At 66.8% G+C, this 14,224-nt stretch carries 17 protein-coding genes; 11 read left to right on the top strand and 6 right to left on the bottom strand.

Annotated elements, in window-relative coordinates; translation table 11 throughout:
- Nucleotides 1-34 precede the first annotated feature (34 nt).
- Entirely contained in the window at nt 35-583 is a 549-nt protein-coding gene (locus FHS96_RS14800; RefSeq protein ID WP_429592853.1) for a TetR/AcrR family transcriptional regulator, read from the top strand.
- A 6-nt stretch (nt 584-589) separates the two neighbouring features.
- On the opposite strand, the gene FHS96_RS14795 is transcribed toward FHS96_RS14800, so the two are convergent.
- The gene (locus FHS96_RS14795) at nt 590-790 is read right to left on the bottom strand and encodes a hypothetical protein (protein ID WP_429592850.1); all 201 of its coding nucleotides are present in this window, start codon (nt 788-790) and stop codon (nt 590-592) included.
- A gap of 345 nt (nt 791-1,135) precedes the next feature.
- On the opposite strand from FHS96_RS14795, the gene FHS96_RS14790 reads away from it, so the two are divergent.
- From FHS96_RS14790 to FHS96_RS14775, 4 genes are all read left to right on the top strand, one after another.
- Entirely contained in the window at nt 1,136-1,519 is a 384-nt protein-coding gene (locus tag FHS96_RS14790; protein WP_429593075.1) for an Imm6 family immunity protein, read from the top strand.
- 264 nt (nt 1,520-1,783) lie between these two features.
- Nucleotides 1,784-1,915, top strand: a complete 132-nt coding sequence (locus FHS96_RS14785) for a hypothetical protein (protein ID WP_429592848.1) — start codon at nt 1,784-1,786, stop codon at nt 1,913-1,915.
- Between the two features lie 32 nt (nt 1,916-1,947).
- The gene (locus FHS96_RS14780; protein ID WP_429592845.1) at nt 1,948-2,076 is read left to right on the top strand and encodes a hypothetical protein; all 129 of its coding nucleotides are present in this window, start codon (nt 1,948-1,950) and stop codon (nt 2,074-2,076) included.
- 35 nt (nt 2,077-2,111) lie between these two features.
- Complete coding sequence (locus FHS96_RS14775; RefSeq protein ID WP_429592842.1) at nt 2,112-2,243, top strand: hypothetical protein; 132 nt, start codon at nt 2,112-2,114, stop codon at nt 2,241-2,243.
- A gap of 7 nt (nt 2,244-2,250) precedes the next feature.
- On the opposite strand, the gene FHS96_RS14770 is transcribed toward FHS96_RS14775, so the two are convergent.
- Nucleotides 2,251-3,924 carry an MFS transporter gene (locus tag FHS96_RS14770; protein ID WP_429592839.1) on the bottom strand — a complete coding sequence of 558 codons (1,674 nt, stop codon included), beginning with the start codon at nt 3,922-3,924 and terminating at the stop codon, nt 2,251-2,253.
- A gap of 359 nt (nt 3,925-4,283) precedes the next feature.
- Between FHS96_RS14770 and FHS96_RS14765 the strand changes: the two genes are divergently transcribed.
- Together FHS96_RS14765 and FHS96_RS14760 are read left to right on the top strand one after the other, a co-directional pair.
- Complete coding sequence (locus tag FHS96_RS14765; protein WP_429592836.1) at nt 4,284-5,321, top strand: rod shape-determining protein; 1,038 nt, start codon at nt 4,284-4,286, stop codon at nt 5,319-5,321.
- 132 nt (nt 5,322-5,453) lie between these two features.
- A complete protein-coding gene (locus FHS96_RS14760) occupies nt 5,454-5,798 on the top strand; it encodes a hypothetical protein (RefSeq protein ID WP_429592833.1) in 345 nt (114 codons plus the stop codon).
- On the opposite strand, the gene FHS96_RS14755 is transcribed toward FHS96_RS14760, so the two are convergent.
- From FHS96_RS14755 to FHS96_RS14740, 4 genes are all read right to left on the bottom strand, one after another.
- The gene (locus FHS96_RS14755) at nt 5,795-6,097 is read right to left on the bottom strand and encodes a hypothetical protein (protein WP_429592830.1); all 303 of its coding nucleotides are present in this window, start codon (nt 6,095-6,097) and stop codon (nt 5,795-5,797) included. The genes FHS96_RS14760 and FHS96_RS14755 overlap by 4 nt on opposite strands.
- 15 nt (nt 6,098-6,112) lie before the next feature.
- On the bottom strand, nt 6,113-6,298 hold the full coding sequence (locus FHS96_RS14750) for a DUF3008 family protein (RefSeq protein ID WP_429592827.1): 186 nt from the start codon (nt 6,296-6,298) through the stop codon (nt 6,113-6,115).
- Between the two features lie 112 nt (nt 6,299-6,410).
- Nucleotides 6,411-7,736 carry a sensor histidine kinase gene (locus FHS96_RS14745; protein ID WP_429592824.1) on the bottom strand — a complete coding sequence of 442 codons (1,326 nt, stop codon included), beginning with the start codon at nt 7,734-7,736 and terminating at the stop codon, nt 6,411-6,413.
- Nucleotides 7,726-9,189: a sigma-54-dependent transcriptional regulator gene (locus tag FHS96_RS14740; RefSeq protein ID WP_429592821.1), complete on the bottom strand. Its 1,464-nt coding sequence runs from the start codon at nt 9,187-9,189 to the stop codon at nt 7,726-7,728. Before FHS96_RS14740 ends, FHS96_RS14745 begins: the two co-directional genes overlap by 11 nt.
- Nucleotides 9,190-9,334: 145 nt before the next feature.
- Between FHS96_RS14740 and FHS96_RS14735 the strand changes: the two genes are divergently transcribed.
- The 4 genes from FHS96_RS14735 to FHS96_RS14720 all read left to right on the top strand — a co-directional run bounded on the left by FHS96_RS14735 (nt 9,335) and on the right by FHS96_RS14720 (nt 14,150).
- Nucleotides 9,335-9,466 (top strand): hypothetical protein, encoded by a 132-nt coding sequence (locus tag FHS96_RS14735; protein WP_429592818.1) that lies wholly within the window; start codon nt 9,335-9,337, stop codon nt 9,464-9,466.
- Between the two features lie 121 nt (nt 9,467-9,587).
- On the top strand, nt 9,588-10,898 hold the full coding sequence (locus FHS96_RS14730) for an efflux RND transporter periplasmic adaptor subunit (RefSeq protein WP_429592815.1): 1,311 nt from the start codon (nt 9,588-9,590) through the stop codon (nt 10,896-10,898).
- 14 nt (nt 10,899-10,912) lie between these two features.
- The gene (locus FHS96_RS14725) at nt 10,913-11,608 is read left to right on the top strand and encodes an ABC transporter ATP-binding protein (RefSeq protein ID WP_429592812.1); all 696 of its coding nucleotides are present in this window, start codon (nt 10,913-10,915) and stop codon (nt 11,606-11,608) included.
- 22 nt (nt 11,609-11,630) lie between these two features.
- Nucleotides 11,631-14,150, top strand: coding sequence for an ABC transporter permease (locus FHS96_RS14720; protein ID WP_429592809.1), 2,520 nt, complete (start codon nt 11,631-11,633; stop codon nt 14,148-14,150).
- Nucleotides 14,151-14,224: the final 74 nt, after the last annotated feature.

Genomic DNA, 14,224 nt, shown 5'->3' with positions numbered 1-14,224 from the left:
GCGGCAGGCGCGATCGCAGGCAATGGTGGAGGCGATGCTGGACGCGACCGCTCGCATTCTGATTCGCGGCGGCCGGGAAGCGGCCACCACCAACGCGATCGCGCTTGAAGCCGGCGTCAGCATCGGCTCGCTCTATCAATATTTTCCGAACCGGGAGGCGATCATCGCCGCGCTGGTGCACCGCCACGGCCATCGCATCCACGCGCTCGTGACGGACGCGATGCGGCCGCCGCCTGCAACGCTGGAAGAGGCGATCACGCGGATCGTCCATGCCGTCTTCGCCGCCCACCGGCTCGATCCGGCGCTGCACGATGCGCTCGACCATGATTTCGGCCATGGCGCCGAGCATGGGCACCATCACCCGACGACCAAGCAGGCGGTGGCGGAGCAGATGGGGTTGCTGCCGGCGGCGGTGAAGGCAGAGATAAGCTGCGTCGATGCCGACCATGCCCCGCTGGTCGTCGCGGAGATCATGCACAGCCTCGCCCACGCCGCGCTCGTCCACCCGCGCGAGCCGCGCGACGCCGCCGCGCTCGAGCGGCAAGCGGTCAGTGCGGTGCTGGCTTATCTGCGCGCGGTTTGAGCGCGGTCAGAGCAGGCTGATCCGTTCCCCGTCGACCACCCAATGCTCTTCATTGTCGGTGGCGATCACCGACAGCGGCACGCCATGCTTGAGGCTGACATAAACATGCGATTCGCTGGGCACCGGGCCGAGCAGGTGGGTGACGGCGTTGTCGGCAGGTGGACGGCCCGCGCTCCCTTCGCGCGCACGCCAGGAGGATATTGCCAACCAGTTCATCCGCGCCTTCGATCAGGCCGGGTTGAGGCAGGCTGACGTGGCCGGCCCGCACGCTGAGCATGCACATCTCCAACTCGACCGGGGTGTGCAACACCTGCCGCCAGGGACTTGCATCGGGACAAGCCGGCTGACGTGATCAAGCAGCTCAGCGAACGCTTATCCCGACCTCCACATCCGCGTCACGGTGGAAACGCAGCCCGGTGCGCGGCTGGTCGATCCCAGTGACTTCACGGTGCGCAACGGGCGGTATGTCGCGCGTGATCGTTGACGAATAGGATGCCGACGGCCGGATAATTTGCGCAGCTTGCCGCTGCGCTCCCCCACGAACGCCGTGCACTGCTCGCACTCGACGGCGGGGAAGAGGGGCTGAAAGGGCTCTCGGACGCCGGGCAGATCGCCGACGCGCGCTCGGCGCTCGATCTTGCGCGACGGATGCTGGCCAGCGAGGCGCCGGCCTATGCGGCGGAAGACACGCTCCAGAACGAGCAGGATGAAGGCATCCTCATCCGCGAGCAAGAGACCGGCGACGAAACGGAAAAGGCCGCCTGGCTGTCCGTCGCCAGCGCGCTCGCCTATGCTGCCCGCGTCGGTTATCAGCGCGAAGGCGAACTGCCCAGCCCGCTTGTCTCCGAAGTGCGCGATGATGAGGTGGCCGTGCTGGAGAAGTACCTGCTGCAGATCCCGAACGTGGATTGGCCGCAGCTGCTCGGCGAAGGATAGCGCCGGTCCACGCCTCGGCGGTCGGCTAGGCGCCACTGTCCCGAACCGGACAGTCGTTCGAAATCGAACAGCGTAGCGAAGCGCGAATTGCGCGAAACGCCACGAATTGGCGATGATTGCCGCATAGCGGCGAAATTTGAGGCGCGACTATTACGATCTCGCCGAGCAAGCCCCGGGAATCCGTGCTTCGGCGAATTGGCACGCTCCCTGCACTACTCCTGGCATCCCACCGCAATGATGCGGCCGCAATCAGGAGTGACCAAGATGACGAACACCATTTCCAACGTCCGCCGGAACCTCGTCGCCGCTTTCGGCGCGCTTTTCGTCAGCACGCTGACCTTGTCCGCCGCGATCGTGCCGACCGTCGCGCCGATGACCGCGCAGCCGCTGCTCTGAACCACCGCCAACCAGATCCAGGGAGAATTTCGATGACCGCCATCCCCAACGTCCGCCGGACGCTGTTCGCCGCCTTCGGTGCGCTTTTCGTCAGCACGCTGGCCCTGTCTGCCGCGGTCTTGCCGACCGTTGCGCCGATGACCGCGCAGCCGTTGCTCTGATTCCTCAGCGCAACGCTAACCCGGAGACCGTCGTCATGACCGGTACCAGCATGGACATCCGCCGCACCCTGTTCGCGACCTTCGGCGCGCTGTTCGTCGGCACCTTCGCGCTGTCGGTCGCGGTCGCGCCCATCGTCGCGCCGCTGACCGCGCAGCCCGCGCTGTAGGTTCCCGTCAGGCCGATCGAGACGCGTCCGTCATCGGATCGGCCATCTCGCGCGGCCCCGGCTCCCGTGTCACCGGCAGCGACCCGGTCTGGCGTTCGAGCATGCGGTGGACGCGCGGTGCCTCATCACCGCGATGCAGCGCGCGCAACGCCAGGCTGTTCTCCGCATCGGCGTTGGTGCGCCGCTGGTTGTGGCGCACATAATCCAGCCAAGTCGCCACATGATAGCGTTCGACCCATAATTCGGGGTCGGCCAGATCGCGCAGCAGCGTCCAATGTCGTGCGCCGTCGCGCCGGCGGATCCGGCGCCGCTCGCTCATGATGGCGAGAAAGGCGGGAACGTCTTCCCGGGCAATGCGATAGTCGATCGTGACGACCACCGGACCGCTGCGCGGCTCGACCGCAACCGCGGTGTTTGGTTCCTGCCATTTGCCGGTCGGATCGAGGTCAAGCGTTTCGATCTGCGGCAGCGGAAGGCGCAACCCCAGCACCGCCGACAGCAGCAGCACGCCCGCCGCCGCGAGCAGTGCGGTACCGACATCTTCCTTTTCGGCGACGAAGCCGAACACCCAGCTGCCCACCGCCATGCCGCCGAAGGCGTGCATCTGGTAAAGCGCCAGCGCGCGCGCCACCACCCAGCGCGGTGCCGCGAGCTGGACCGAGACGTTGAACGTCGACAACGCCAGCACCCATCCGGCGCCGCCCAGAACCAGTGCGGCCATCGTCAGTGGCAGCCAAGGGCTGACGCCGGTGCCGGCCGCGCCGATCGCCAGCCCGACCGATGCCAGCGCGACGAGCCGCTCGGTCGACATCAGCCGTCGTAGCCGGCCGCTGTTGAGCGCGCCCGCGACCGCGCCGACGCCGAACGATCCCAACAGCAGACCGTAGGTCAGCGGACCGCCCGCGATCACGTCTCGCGCGACCAGAGGCATCAACGCCGGCACTGCGCTCGCGGCGAAACCGAACAGCACCGCACGGATCAGTACCGCGCGGATGTTGGGCGACATCGCGACATAGCGGATGCCTGCGGCCACCGCGACGTCGATGCGCTCGGGGGGCAGAGGGCGCGGTACGGCGGGCGGGCGCCAGCGTGCCAGCACGAAAATAAGGCCGACATAGCTGAGCGCATTGACGAGGAAGGCTGCAGCTGCGCCGGCCGCGGCGACGATGACGCCGCCGATTGCCGGGCCGAGGCTGCGCGCGATGTTGTAGCCCATGCTGTTCAGCGCGACCGCGCTCGGCAACACCGGGCGCGGCACCATCTCCCCCACCGATGCCTGCCAGGCGGGGCTGTTCACCGCGGTGCCGCAGCCGACGAGGAAGGTGAAGGCGAGCAGCAGCCAGGGCGTCAATCCGCCCATCCAGGCGAAGATGGTCAGCGCCACCGAAGCGACCAACATGAAGATCTGCGCGGCAAGCATCACCGTGCGGCGATCCATATTATCCGCCACCGCGCCGGCGAGCAGCGACAGCAGCATGATCGGCAACGCCTGCGACGACTGTACCAGCGCGACCTGCTGTTCGCTGCCCTGCAACGCGATCATCATCCAGGATGCGCCGACCGACTGGATCAGACCGCCGAAGTTGGACGCCATCGACGCCAGCCACACAGCGCGGAAGATCGGAATGCGGAACGGCGCGCGGGGGTCGTCAACGGACACGGGGGGAAGCGGAGCAGACATGTTTGCCCAACGCTCTACGCGAGAGATGGCGTCAGGTTAAGTCGCGGAGAGGAGGCTGAGGAGAATCCTCAATATACGTTATCGGGATACCGGATTATGCTGTTTCTCCATTCCATCGTCGGAGGTCGAAGCTGGATGCGACCCCATTGCCTCCATTTGCCCGCCCCTGCGTGCGGCTGGACGGTTCTCACCTGCCCGCGCCGCAGCCAGCCGCGCGAAACGGACAGTCCGCCGCAACGCCGGATTGACGAACCCACGCCCGCCACACAGCACGCAGGGGCTCGACAAGCCTGGGCGTACAGGGTCGAAGAACGGCCGATGCAGAAGCGGGGTCGAGGCATGAGGGCCGCCAATTCCATATGAGATTCTTCCGTTTGTTCAGTTCTCCCGGCCACGACATGGCGATCGACCTCGGCACGGTGAACACCGTGGTCCATGTGCGTGATCGTGGCATCGTCCTCAACGAACCGTCGGTGATCGCGCTCGAGACGGTCGACGGTGTTCGCCGCGTCAAGGTGGTCGGTGACGAAGCCAAGCTGATGATGGGCAAGACGCCGGCCAACATCCAGGCGATGCGGCCGCTGCGCGATGGCGTGATCGCCGACATCGAGGTGGCCGAACAAATGATCAAGCACTTCATCCAGAAGGCGCTTGGTCATCGTCGGTTCGCGCGCGGCCGACGCGTGGTGATCTGCGTGCCGACCGGCGCGACAATGGTCGAACGGCGGGCGATCCGCGATGCCGCGTCCAATGCGGGAGCGCGACAGGTGCAACTGATCGACGAGCCGATGGCGGCGGCGATCGGTGCGGGCATGCCGGTGACGGAGCCGCGCGGCGCGATGGTGGTCGATATCGGCGGCGGCACCACCGAGGTGGCGGTGCTTTCGCTGCAGGGCATCGCCTACAGCGCCTCGGTGCGGGTGGGTGGCGACAGGATGGACGAGACGATCGCGTCGCACGTCCGCCGGGCGCACAATTTGATGATCGGCGAGATCACTGCAGAGCGGGTCAAGCACGGCATCGGCGCTGCGACGATGCCGGCGGGCGAGGGACGGCGGATGACGGTGAAGGGCCGCCATCTCGTCACCGGCCGCCCGTCCGAGATCGAGATCACCGAGGCCGAGGTGGCCGAGGCGCTGATCGAACCCGTCGGCCAGATCCGTAGCGCGGTGATGGCCGCGCTTGAGAATACCGCGCCCGAACTGTCTGCGGACATCATCGATGAGGGGATCACGCTGACCGGCGGGGGGGCGCTGCTCTCACGGCTGGATCAGGCAGTGGCGGAAACCACCGGCCTGCCGGTGAAGGTGGCAGACAACGCCTTGTTCTGCGTCGCGCAAGGCGCCGGCGCGGCGTTGGAAAACCCTGTCTACAGCGGAGCGCTCTACAGCAGCTGAGCCGCATGTGGGGCTCGTGACTGTTCACTTTTTGTTCTCTATCCTGGCCGGATGCGAATCGGCCCTGACCGCACGATCTTCCTTGCACTGTGTGTGCTCGACGATGCCGCGGAGCGATGTCGGCGAGCGCCGGTGGTGCCGACGCTGGCGTTGCGCCTCGCACTTGCCTGCCTGCATGCCGCGAGCGACGGCGATCGCCGCATGCATGATCGCTTCTGGCGTGTGGTGTGCGGGCGGGACCGACCGACCGCCGACGAACGACGCGGGCAGCAGCGCTGGAACGCCGCGCGTGGGCTGATGGCGCATATCGCGGCGCGCGCCGGCGTCGAGCCCAGCGCGGCCTTGTTCGTGAAGGTCGGGCGTGCCCGCCGCGCGGCGCCGGGCATGGGGCCGGCCGCGGTGAGGCGGGCAGCGGCGGCAAAGGCCGCGGAGGATGACGAGCGCCAGCGACGCAAATGGTGCACGATGTGGGGTTAGGCCCGCCAGTCTCCGAATGAGAGCTGCGACGGCAAAGCGCCGGTCTCGGTCCGCTCGGCATCGTCGCCAGCGGGCTGTGCGGCGAGTTCGCGGATACCCGCATCGTCATATTCTTCGACATGTTCGGGGCCTTCGACGCGGATCAGCAGCCCGCGCTGGCGGTCGGGCGGCATCTCGATGACGGTCGCGACCAGGGCTTCCAGCGTGTCACGTGCGACCAGCCGTTCTTCCGGCTCGGGGACGCCCTGGCGCGAGACCCGCATCAGGCTGGCACGGCTCTGCCATTGCACGTCGAGCATGGCTGGTCTCCGCTATCAGTCTTTCACATGTTCGGGCTTGCCCTTGCGCTTCGTTGTCGCGAACTCCTCGAGCTGCTTCTCGCTCATCGATTTTTCCATCTCGCGCGACGCGCCCTTGAGCTTGCTCTTGGGCGTATCGCCGCGCTTGGCGGACAGTGCGGCACCCGCCGCTTTCTGTTGCGCCGCTGATTTGGCCGGCATCGCATCCTCCTCGGCTATCGCCATCGATGCAGGAACAACGGACGAGTGGGCGTGCAATCTCCCGCACAATCGCTTCGATTGATCGATGATCCAGAACCTCTGGCCGATATGATTATAGTCGAATGACCATCGTCGCGCCCTCGGCTTCCCCATCGATGTCGATCGTGCCGCCATGCGCGACGACGATCTGACGCGCGAGGTTGAGGCCGATTCCACTGCCCGACCGCCGCGTGGTGAAGAAGGGCAGAAACACATCCTCGCGCAGCGCCTCGGGAATGCCGGGGCCATTGTCAGCGACGCTGATGACGACATCATGGCGCGCATCCTCGGCGATGCGCAGCACCACCTGCGGGTCGGCGCGATGCTCGCCCGCCGCTTGCGCCGCGTTGCGCAGCAGGTTGATCAGCACCTGCGACATCAGGTCCTGATCGGCGTGGATCGTCAGATCCTCGGGAACGACCGTGCGGGTGAGCGGGAGGGTGGGCCATTCTGCGGCGATGAGCCGCGCCAGTTCCTCCGCCCAGCCGCGCGCGGCGAAGCGTTGCCGCTTGACCTCTGGCGGCTGCGCCACCGCGCGATAGCCCTGCACGAATTCGGTCAGCCCCTGCGCACGGCGCGCGAGCGTTGCGATCGCGGCGCGGGCGTCGCCCAGCGCGTCCTCGTCGCCAGGCTCAAGCGTATCGATCAGCATGGATGCAGTGGCGGCGAGCGAGGTCACCGGCGTCAGCGAGTTCAGGATCTCATGCGTCAGCACGCGCACCAGATCGGATTGCGCGGCCATTTCCACCGCATCGAACGCGCCCTCGGCGGGCTGCACCGTCACCGCGCGCAGCGCGACGCCGAGCCGCGAGACCTCCGCGGTGCGCACGATCGCGCGCTGTTGCCGGCCTTCAAGCCGCAGCACCAGCGTCTCTTCCCACGCGCCTGTGCCGCCCAGCCGACGCGCGAAGGTGGCGCCGTAGCGGCGATAATCGTCGATCGTCGTCGCATCGTCATGCCCGAACAGCCGGCGCGCGGCCTTGTTCTGCTGTTCGACCGTGCCCGAGGCGTGGACGACGAGCAGGGCGACCGGCACATCGTCGAGCAGCGCCTGCAGGAAGCGGAGTTCGTCGGCATCGGCCAGCTTTTCGGCGCGCAGACGATCGAGCGCGGCGTCGAAGGCGGTCGCCACCTCAGCGAAGCTGTGGCCGCCGGTGCCGTCGAAGCGCATCGCGACATCGCCGACCGCGAGCGATTCGACGAAGCGCGCGAGCTGCCGGTTGGTGCGCGTCACATGGCTCCACAGCCACAGCATCGCCCCCGCCACCAGCCCGGCGGCGACGATCCGCGCGGCACCCAGCCCCTTGACCTCGAAACTGGCGGCGAACAGCAGGATGGCGAGCGCGAGTGCCGCCACGCGCAACGCCAGCGCTGCGGCGAAGCGCCGGTCAGAGCCCATATTTTTCCATCCGGCGATAGAGCGCGGCGCGCGATACGCCGAGATCGGCCGCTGCCAGCGAGATGTTGTAGCCGTGGCGGCGCAGCGCCGATTCGACCATCCGCTTCTCCGCCCGGTCGAGGTTGAGATCCTCGCCGCCCGACGCTGCGGTAGCCGTCGTGATCGCGGGCGCCGTGATCGGCGCGGGGGAGGGGGCGGGCGGCGCGAGCGATGGCGCGGTCCGTGATTGCGTGCCAGAGGTAAGCGGGAAATCCTCGGGCGCAAGCGGTGCGTCACCGGCGAGGATGACGGCGCGTTCGACCGCATGGCGCAGCGCGCGGACATTGCCGATCCAGTCATGCGCGACCACCGCGGCCATCGCCGCGTCGCTAACCTCGGGCACCGGCCGGTTGTAGCGCTTGGCGTAATGATCGAGGAAATGGGTGAGCAGTTGCGGGATGTCGTCGCGACGCTGCCGCAGCGGCGGCAGTTCGATTTCGACGGTGTTGAGGCGGAACAGCAGGTCGGTGCGGAACACGCGCTCGTCGCCGAGCCGGTCGGGCGAGAGGTTGGTCGCGGCGATCACGCGGATGTCGACCGGGATCGGCTGGTTGGCGCCTACCGGCGTCACCTTGCGCTGTTCGAGGACGGTCAGCAGCTTGGGCTGCAAGTGCAGCGGCAGATTGCCGATCTCGTCGAGGAACAATGTGCCGCCATCGGCCGCCTGGATGCGGCCGATGCGATCGGTGCGCGCGTCGGTGAAGGCGCCCTTCACATGGCCGAACAATTCGGAATCGATCAGTTCCTCGCTGATCGCGCCGAGATCGACGGTCAGCATCACCTTGTCGGCACGGCGGGACTGGCGATGCAGTTCGCGCGCGACCAGTTCCTTGCCCGTGCCATTCTCCCCGAGGATGAGGACATTGGCCTCGGTCGGCGCGGCGCGCGCGATCAGGTCACCCACCCGACGCATCGGTTGTGAGGCGCCGAGCAGCAGCGATCCGGGGGCACCCGTGCTGGCGCCGACCCCTGCGATCGTTGCGACCTTGCCGCGCTCGGTAGCGACGGTGCGGCGGGATCGGCGCAGCGCGGCGGCTGTGCGCGCGGTCGCCAGCAGCCGTTCGTTGGACCACGGCTTGGAGATGAAATCGGTCGCGCCCTGCTTCATGGCGGCGATCGCCACCTGCAGGCCGACATGAGCGGTGATCATCACGATCACCATTTCCGGATCATGCGCCAGCAGCTTGCCCAGCCAGGCAAGCCCCTCATGCGCATCCGTTGCGCCACGCGCGAAATTGGCATCGAGCAGGACCAGATCGGGTGAGCGCTGGGCGATCGCCGTCATGGCCTCGTCGGGCGTGGAGAAGGTGCGCACCTCCGCAAACAGCTGACGCAGCAGCAGGCGCGCTGCGACGAGGATGTCCTCATCATCGTCGACGACAACACACAGATCGAATTCGGGTTTGGCTGGCATGTCGTCCCTTCTCGTACGGTGTACGAAATCGGACAATCAAAATGCGTGCCAACTGGCAGAAAACCCTTTTCGCGAAACGTAAAGCCAAGCGCTCTGGCACGCTTCCTGCATTCTCCCCGGCATGATCTCTTGGGAGGAGCGCATCATGAAGGTCCCCGCCGGCATCAGGACGATGAGCGTCATCGCCCTGTTTCTCGTCTGCATCGCCGCGCCTACGCTGGCGCCGAGCCATGCCGTCGCTTGTGACGAAACGACCCCCAAGGTGCCGCTGGCGTGATCGGAACCGGTCACCCGCTGTTCGTTAGCGGACAACGCTGTTCGGAAACGGACAGTCGCGGCGACCGGATCCGGGCGCGCGGCGCCGTTGCGATTGGCATGGGGCTTGCTGGATGAACGACATGAGCGTCATTCGTATCGCCGAGGAGCAGAAGCTGGACCGTCCGCAAAGTGGCAGCGGCATGGATCGCGTCGTCGCGAAGCGGGGCATCCCCCGCAAATTCCGCATTGCCATCGCCGTGGTTGTGGCGATCCTCGTGCTGGCGGCGATCTGGTGGCTGATGCCCCGCACCGGCAGCCAGACCATCGCCGCAGATCGAGTGAAGATCTCCACCGTCTCGCGCGGCACGTTCGAGGACTTCATTCCGCTGCGTGCGCGGGTGACGCCGCTCGTCACCGTCTATCTCGATGCGATCGAGGGCGGGCGGGTCGAGAAGGTGCTGGTCGAGGATGGCGCAACCGTCGCCGCCGGCCAGCCGATCGCGATCCTTTCCAACGCCGAGCTGCAGCTTTCGGTACTGGCACGCCAGACCGAGGTGACGCAGCAGCTCAATACGATGCGCAGCCAGGAACTGGCGCTGGCGCAGTCGCGCGTCACCAACGAGCGCGCGCTGCTTGAGGCGGAAACCGAGCGCCGCAAGGCCGAACGCCAACACGACCGTGAGGCGGCGCTGATCGGCCGCGGCTTCGTGAGCAAGCGCCAGTTCGCCGACACGCAAGACGATCGCGACTATCAACGCCGCCGCGTAGTCGTGCTCCGCAACGGCCAGGCCACCGATGAGCGGTTGCAGGCCAGCCAACTCGCGCAGCTCCGCGCCGCCGCGAAATCGCTGGAATCGAGCCTCACCCTGGCGCGCGCCAATCTCGACGCGCTCAACTTGCGCGCGCCGGTGGCGGGCAGCCTTTCGGGATTCTCGATCCAGGTCGGCCAGTCGCTGTCGCGCGGTGAGCGCATTGGCCAGATCGACAGCCCCGGCCGCAACAAGCTGGTCGCCGGCATCGACGAATTCTATCTCGGCCGCGTCCAGGTGAACCAGGCTGCGTTGCTCGAACGCGGTGGCAAGACGTTTCGCGCACGCGTCACCAAGATCTATCCGCAGGTCCAGAACGGCCAGTTCACCGTCGACCTGCAGTTCATCGGCACCGAGCCCGCCGACCTCCAGCGCGGCCAGACATTGCAGGCGCGGCTGACCCTGGGCGATCCCGCACCGGCACTGCTGGTGCCCAACGGCGCCTTCTATGGCGAGACCGGCGGCAACTGGATCTTCGTCGCCACACCTGACGGCACCAGCGCCATCAAGCGCCCAGTGCGAATGGGCCGGCGCAATTCCGAAGTGATCGAGGTGCTGGAAGGCCTGGAGGCTGGCGAGCGCGTGATCACATCCCCCTACACCGGATTTGCCGACAAGGATCGGCTGGACCTGACACGATGAAAGGCGAGACGCTGATGACCGGAACCCCGCTGCTGCACATGCGCGCCCTGAGCCGCGTCTACCGCACCGATACGATCGAGACGGTGGCGCTCGATGCGATCGACCTGGACATCGCCGAGGGCGAGTTCGTGGCTATCATGGGCCCCTCGGGGTGCGGCAAATCGACGTTGCTCAACCTCGTCGGGCTGCTCGATAGCCCGAGTTCGGGCAGCTATATGTTCGACGGACGCGAGGTGGCCGGGCTTTCGGAGGCGGAACTGGCCTCGGTACGCAAGGCCGGGATCGGCTTCATCTTCCAGAGCTTCAACCTGATCGACGAACTCACGGTGCGCGAGAATGTCGAGCTCGCTTTGCTCTATCATGACGTGCCCGCCGCCGAGCGTCGCCGCCGCACCGACGAGGTGATGGACCGCGTTGGCATCGCCCACCGCGCGCGCCACCGGCCGACGCAGCTTTCGGGCGGCCAGCAGCAGCGCGTCGCCGTTGCCCGTGCACTGGTGGCCAGCCCGCGCCTGATTCTGGCGGACGAACCGACCGGCAACCTCGACACCAGCCACGGCGACGAGGTGATGAGCATGTTGAAGGGGCTGAACGCGGATGGCGCGACCATCGTGATGGTGACCCACTCACCCGCGCATGCCGATTATGCCAGCCGCGTCGTCCACATGCTGGATGGCCGCGTGCTCCAGGAACGCCGCCGCGCCGCCTGAACGCAAAGAGAGGATCATCGCCATGTGGCGCAACTATCTCACGGTCGGTATCCGCGCGCTGGCGAAGAACCGCACCTATGCCTTCATCAACATCTTCGGGCTCGCGCTGGGCATCGCCGCCTGCCTGCTGATCCTCACCTTCGTCCGCTACGAATTCAGCTATGACAGCTGGCTGGAGGATGCCGATCGCACCTTCCAGGTCCAGAACTTCTATGAGGCGACGCCGCGGGGCACCGAGGCGTTCGAGCTGCAGATCACCAGCTATCCGGCGGGGCAGGCGCTCAAGAAGGATTTCCCGCAGATCGAGCATCTGGTCTACCTCACCTCGCCGCCGATGACGATCACGCAGAATGGCGAGCCGAGCCGGGTCAACAATGGCATCTATGCCGACGGCAATCTGTTCGACGTGATCCGCGTGCCCTTCGTCCGTGGTGACCGGGCGACCGCGCTCGATCGCCAGGGTACGGTGGTGCTGAGCGAGGCGGAAGCGATCAAGCATTTCGGCCAGGCGGACCCCATCGGCAAGACGCTGACGATCACCACCGGCCGCCTGACGCAGGATTATCGCGTCACCGGCGTGTTCCGCGATCTTCCCAAGAATACCCACATGGTGATGAGCCTGGTTGCGCATGTCGATATCCAGGCCTTGTTCCGCGACCGCCAGTTCATGTTCACCTCGTGGAACAGCCAGGGCGGCCAGGTCTATTTTCGCCTGAAACCCGGTGCCGACGTCGACGATATCACGCGCGGACTGCCCGCCTGGGAAAAGCGCAACATTCCCGACGATGTCTCTGATTCCGACCGCACCAACCCTGGCGATTATCAGCATTGGGAAATGCGGAACGTGCGTGACGTCCATCTGGGCGAGGCGCAGGATGCCGCCGAGAAGCCCGGCAGCGACAAGCGCACGGTGGTGACCTTCGCGATCATCGCGCTGCTGATCCTGGGCATGGCCTGCGTCAACTTCACCAACCTCGCCACCGCGCGCGCCTCGCAGCGGGCGCGGGAGGTCGCGCTGCGCAAGGTGCTGGGGGCGACGCGCGCGCAGCTCATCACGCAATTCATCGGGGAATCGATGATCGTCGCCGTCATCGCGATGCTGATCGGCCTCGCGCTGGTTGAAATCACGCTGCCGGGGCTCAACGCCTTTCTCGATGCCGACATGACCATCGCCTATTTCGGCCTGGAAGGGCTGCTGCTGCCGGTGATCGGGTTGACCATCCTCGTCGGCCTCGCCGGCGGGCTCTATCCGGCCTTCTATCTTTCCCGCTTCCAGCCTGCGCAGGTGCTGAAGGCGAACAAGTCGGCGGCGGACGCGCAGGGCTCCGGCCGGCTGCGCAACCTGCTGGTGGTCGCGCAATTCGCCATCTCGATCGCGCTGATCATCTGCACCGCGGTGGTCTATGGCCAGACGATCTACGCCCGCACCGTCGATTCCGGTTACAAGCGTGACGGGCTGCTGCAGATCGCGGCGCTCTCCACGCCGCAGGCGCAGGCGGTGGGCGAGGCACTGGTGCAGGAGATGCGCAACCTGGAGGGCGTCACCGCCGTCGGCCGCGGCACGATCGCGCTCAACACCGGCAACAACAACATCACCTCGGTGCGCCGCGCCGGCACCAGCGCCGAACAGCAAGTGGCGCTGGGCATCTATGCGATGGATGCCGGCTTCATCCAGTCGCTGGGCGGGCGGCTGATCGCCGGCCGCAATTTTTCTCCCAGCCAGCCGATGGACGATGCGACGCTGCCGTTCCCGGCCACGCCCGAGGCGGAGCGGGCACTGATGCTGCGTGGCATCAACGTGGTGATCTCCGAAGCGGCGGTGAAGCGGCTGGGCTATGACAGCCCGCAGGCCGCGCTCGGCAAGCAATTGCTGGTCGCCTTCTCGCCCGGTGACACGGATCGCGGCAACACGCCGGCGACGATCGTGGGCGTGGTCGGCGACGTGCGCTACCGCACCGTCCGCGATCCGCTGCAGCCGATCCTCTATTATCACAGCACGACCGGTTATTCGGACATGCTGGTGCGCTTCAGCGGCATCTCGCCGGCGACGATGAACAGCCGCGCCGAGGCGGTGTGGCAGCGGCTGGTGCCCGAGATCCCCTATTCGGCCCGCCTGGTCGATGACATCGTCAACGACATGTATGTGGCCGACGAGAAGCGCGCGCAGTTGTTCGGCATGTTCGCGATCCTCGCGGTGGTGATCGGCTGCCTCGGCCTGTTCGGCCTCGCTGCTTTCACCGCGGAACGGCGGACCAAGGAGATCGGCATCCGCAAGGTGCTGGGTGCGAAGACGATCGACATCGTCCGCCTGCTGGTGTGGCAGTTCACCCGCCCGGTGCTGATCGCCAACCTGATCGCCTGGCCGATCGCCTGGTGGGTGATGCGCGATTGGCTGAACCAGTTCGACGTGCGGATCGGGCTGGGGCCGACGCCTTTCCTGACCGCGGGGCTGCTCGCGCTGGTGATCGCGGTGCTGACGATTTCCGCCCATGCCTGGCGGGTGGCGCGTACCAATCCCGTCCACGCGCTGCGCTACGAATAGGAAGTGCCGCCGCTCGCCGCCGGGTTCGAGGGCGAGCGGCGGGTTGACTCGCACTGTCCGGATTGCGGCTTGCG

It is taken from the genome of Sphingomonas zeicaulis (genome assembly GCF_050433225.1).
In the GTDB taxonomy this organism is placed as follows: Bacteria; Pseudomonadota; Alphaproteobacteria; order Sphingomonadales; family Sphingomonadaceae; genus Sphingomonas_D; species Sphingomonas_D zeicaulis.
Note: the sequence above shows the minus strand (reverse complement) of the source record. Positions and strands in the feature narration are given on the sequence as shown.

Excerpts from the sequence above, each read along its gene's own strand:
- FHS96_RS14770 (WP_429592839.1), bottom strand. The coding sequence starts at position 3,924 with ATGTCTGCTCCGCTTCCCCCCGTGTCCGTTGACGACCCCCGCGCGCCG.
- FHS96_RS14800 (WP_429592853.1), top strand. The coding sequence starts at position 35 with ATGCTGGACGCGACCGCTCGCATTCTGATTCGCGGCGGCCGGGAAGCG.
- FHS96_RS14780 (WP_429592845.1), top strand. The coding sequence starts at position 1,948 with ATGACCGCCATCCCCAACGTCCGCCGGACGCTGTTCGCCGCCTTCGGT.
- FHS96_RS14755 (WP_429592830.1), bottom strand. The coding sequence starts at position 6,097 with ATGCTCGACGTGCAATGGCAGAGCCGTGCCAGCCTGATGCGGGTCTCG.
- FHS96_RS14720 (WP_429592809.1), top strand. The coding sequence starts at position 11,631 with ATGTGGCGCAACTATCTCACGGTCGGTATCCGCGCGCTGGCGAAGAAC.
- FHS96_RS14730 (WP_429592815.1), top strand. The coding sequence starts at position 9,588 with ATGAGCGTCATTCGTATCGCCGAGGAGCAGAAGCTGGACCGTCCGCAA.
- FHS96_RS14745 (WP_429592824.1), bottom strand. The coding sequence starts at position 7,736 with ATGGGCTCTGACCGGCGCTTCGCCGCAGCGCTGGCGTTGCGCGTGGCG.
- FHS96_RS14775 (WP_429592842.1), top strand. The coding sequence starts at position 2,112 with ATGACCGGTACCAGCATGGACATCCGCCGCACCCTGTTCGCGACCTTC.
- FHS96_RS14765 (WP_429592836.1), top strand. The coding sequence starts at position 4,284 with ATGAGATTCTTCCGTTTGTTCAGTTCTCCCGGCCACGACATGGCGATC.
- FHS96_RS14785 (WP_429592848.1), top strand. The coding sequence starts at position 1,784 with ATGACGAACACCATTTCCAACGTCCGCCGGAACCTCGTCGCCGCTTTC.
- FHS96_RS14725 (WP_429592812.1), top strand. The coding sequence starts at position 10,913 with ATGACCGGAACCCCGCTGCTGCACATGCGCGCCCTGAGCCGCGTCTAC.
- FHS96_RS14735 (WP_429592818.1), top strand. The coding sequence starts at position 9,335 with ATGAAGGTCCCCGCCGGCATCAGGACGATGAGCGTCATCGCCCTGTTT.
- FHS96_RS14740 (WP_429592821.1), bottom strand. The coding sequence starts at position 9,189 with ATGCCAGCCAAACCCGAATTCGATCTGTGTGTTGTCGTCGACGATGAT.
- FHS96_RS14750 (WP_429592827.1), bottom strand. The coding sequence starts at position 6,298 with ATGCCGGCCAAATCAGCGGCGCAACAGAAAGCGGCGGGTGCCGCACTG.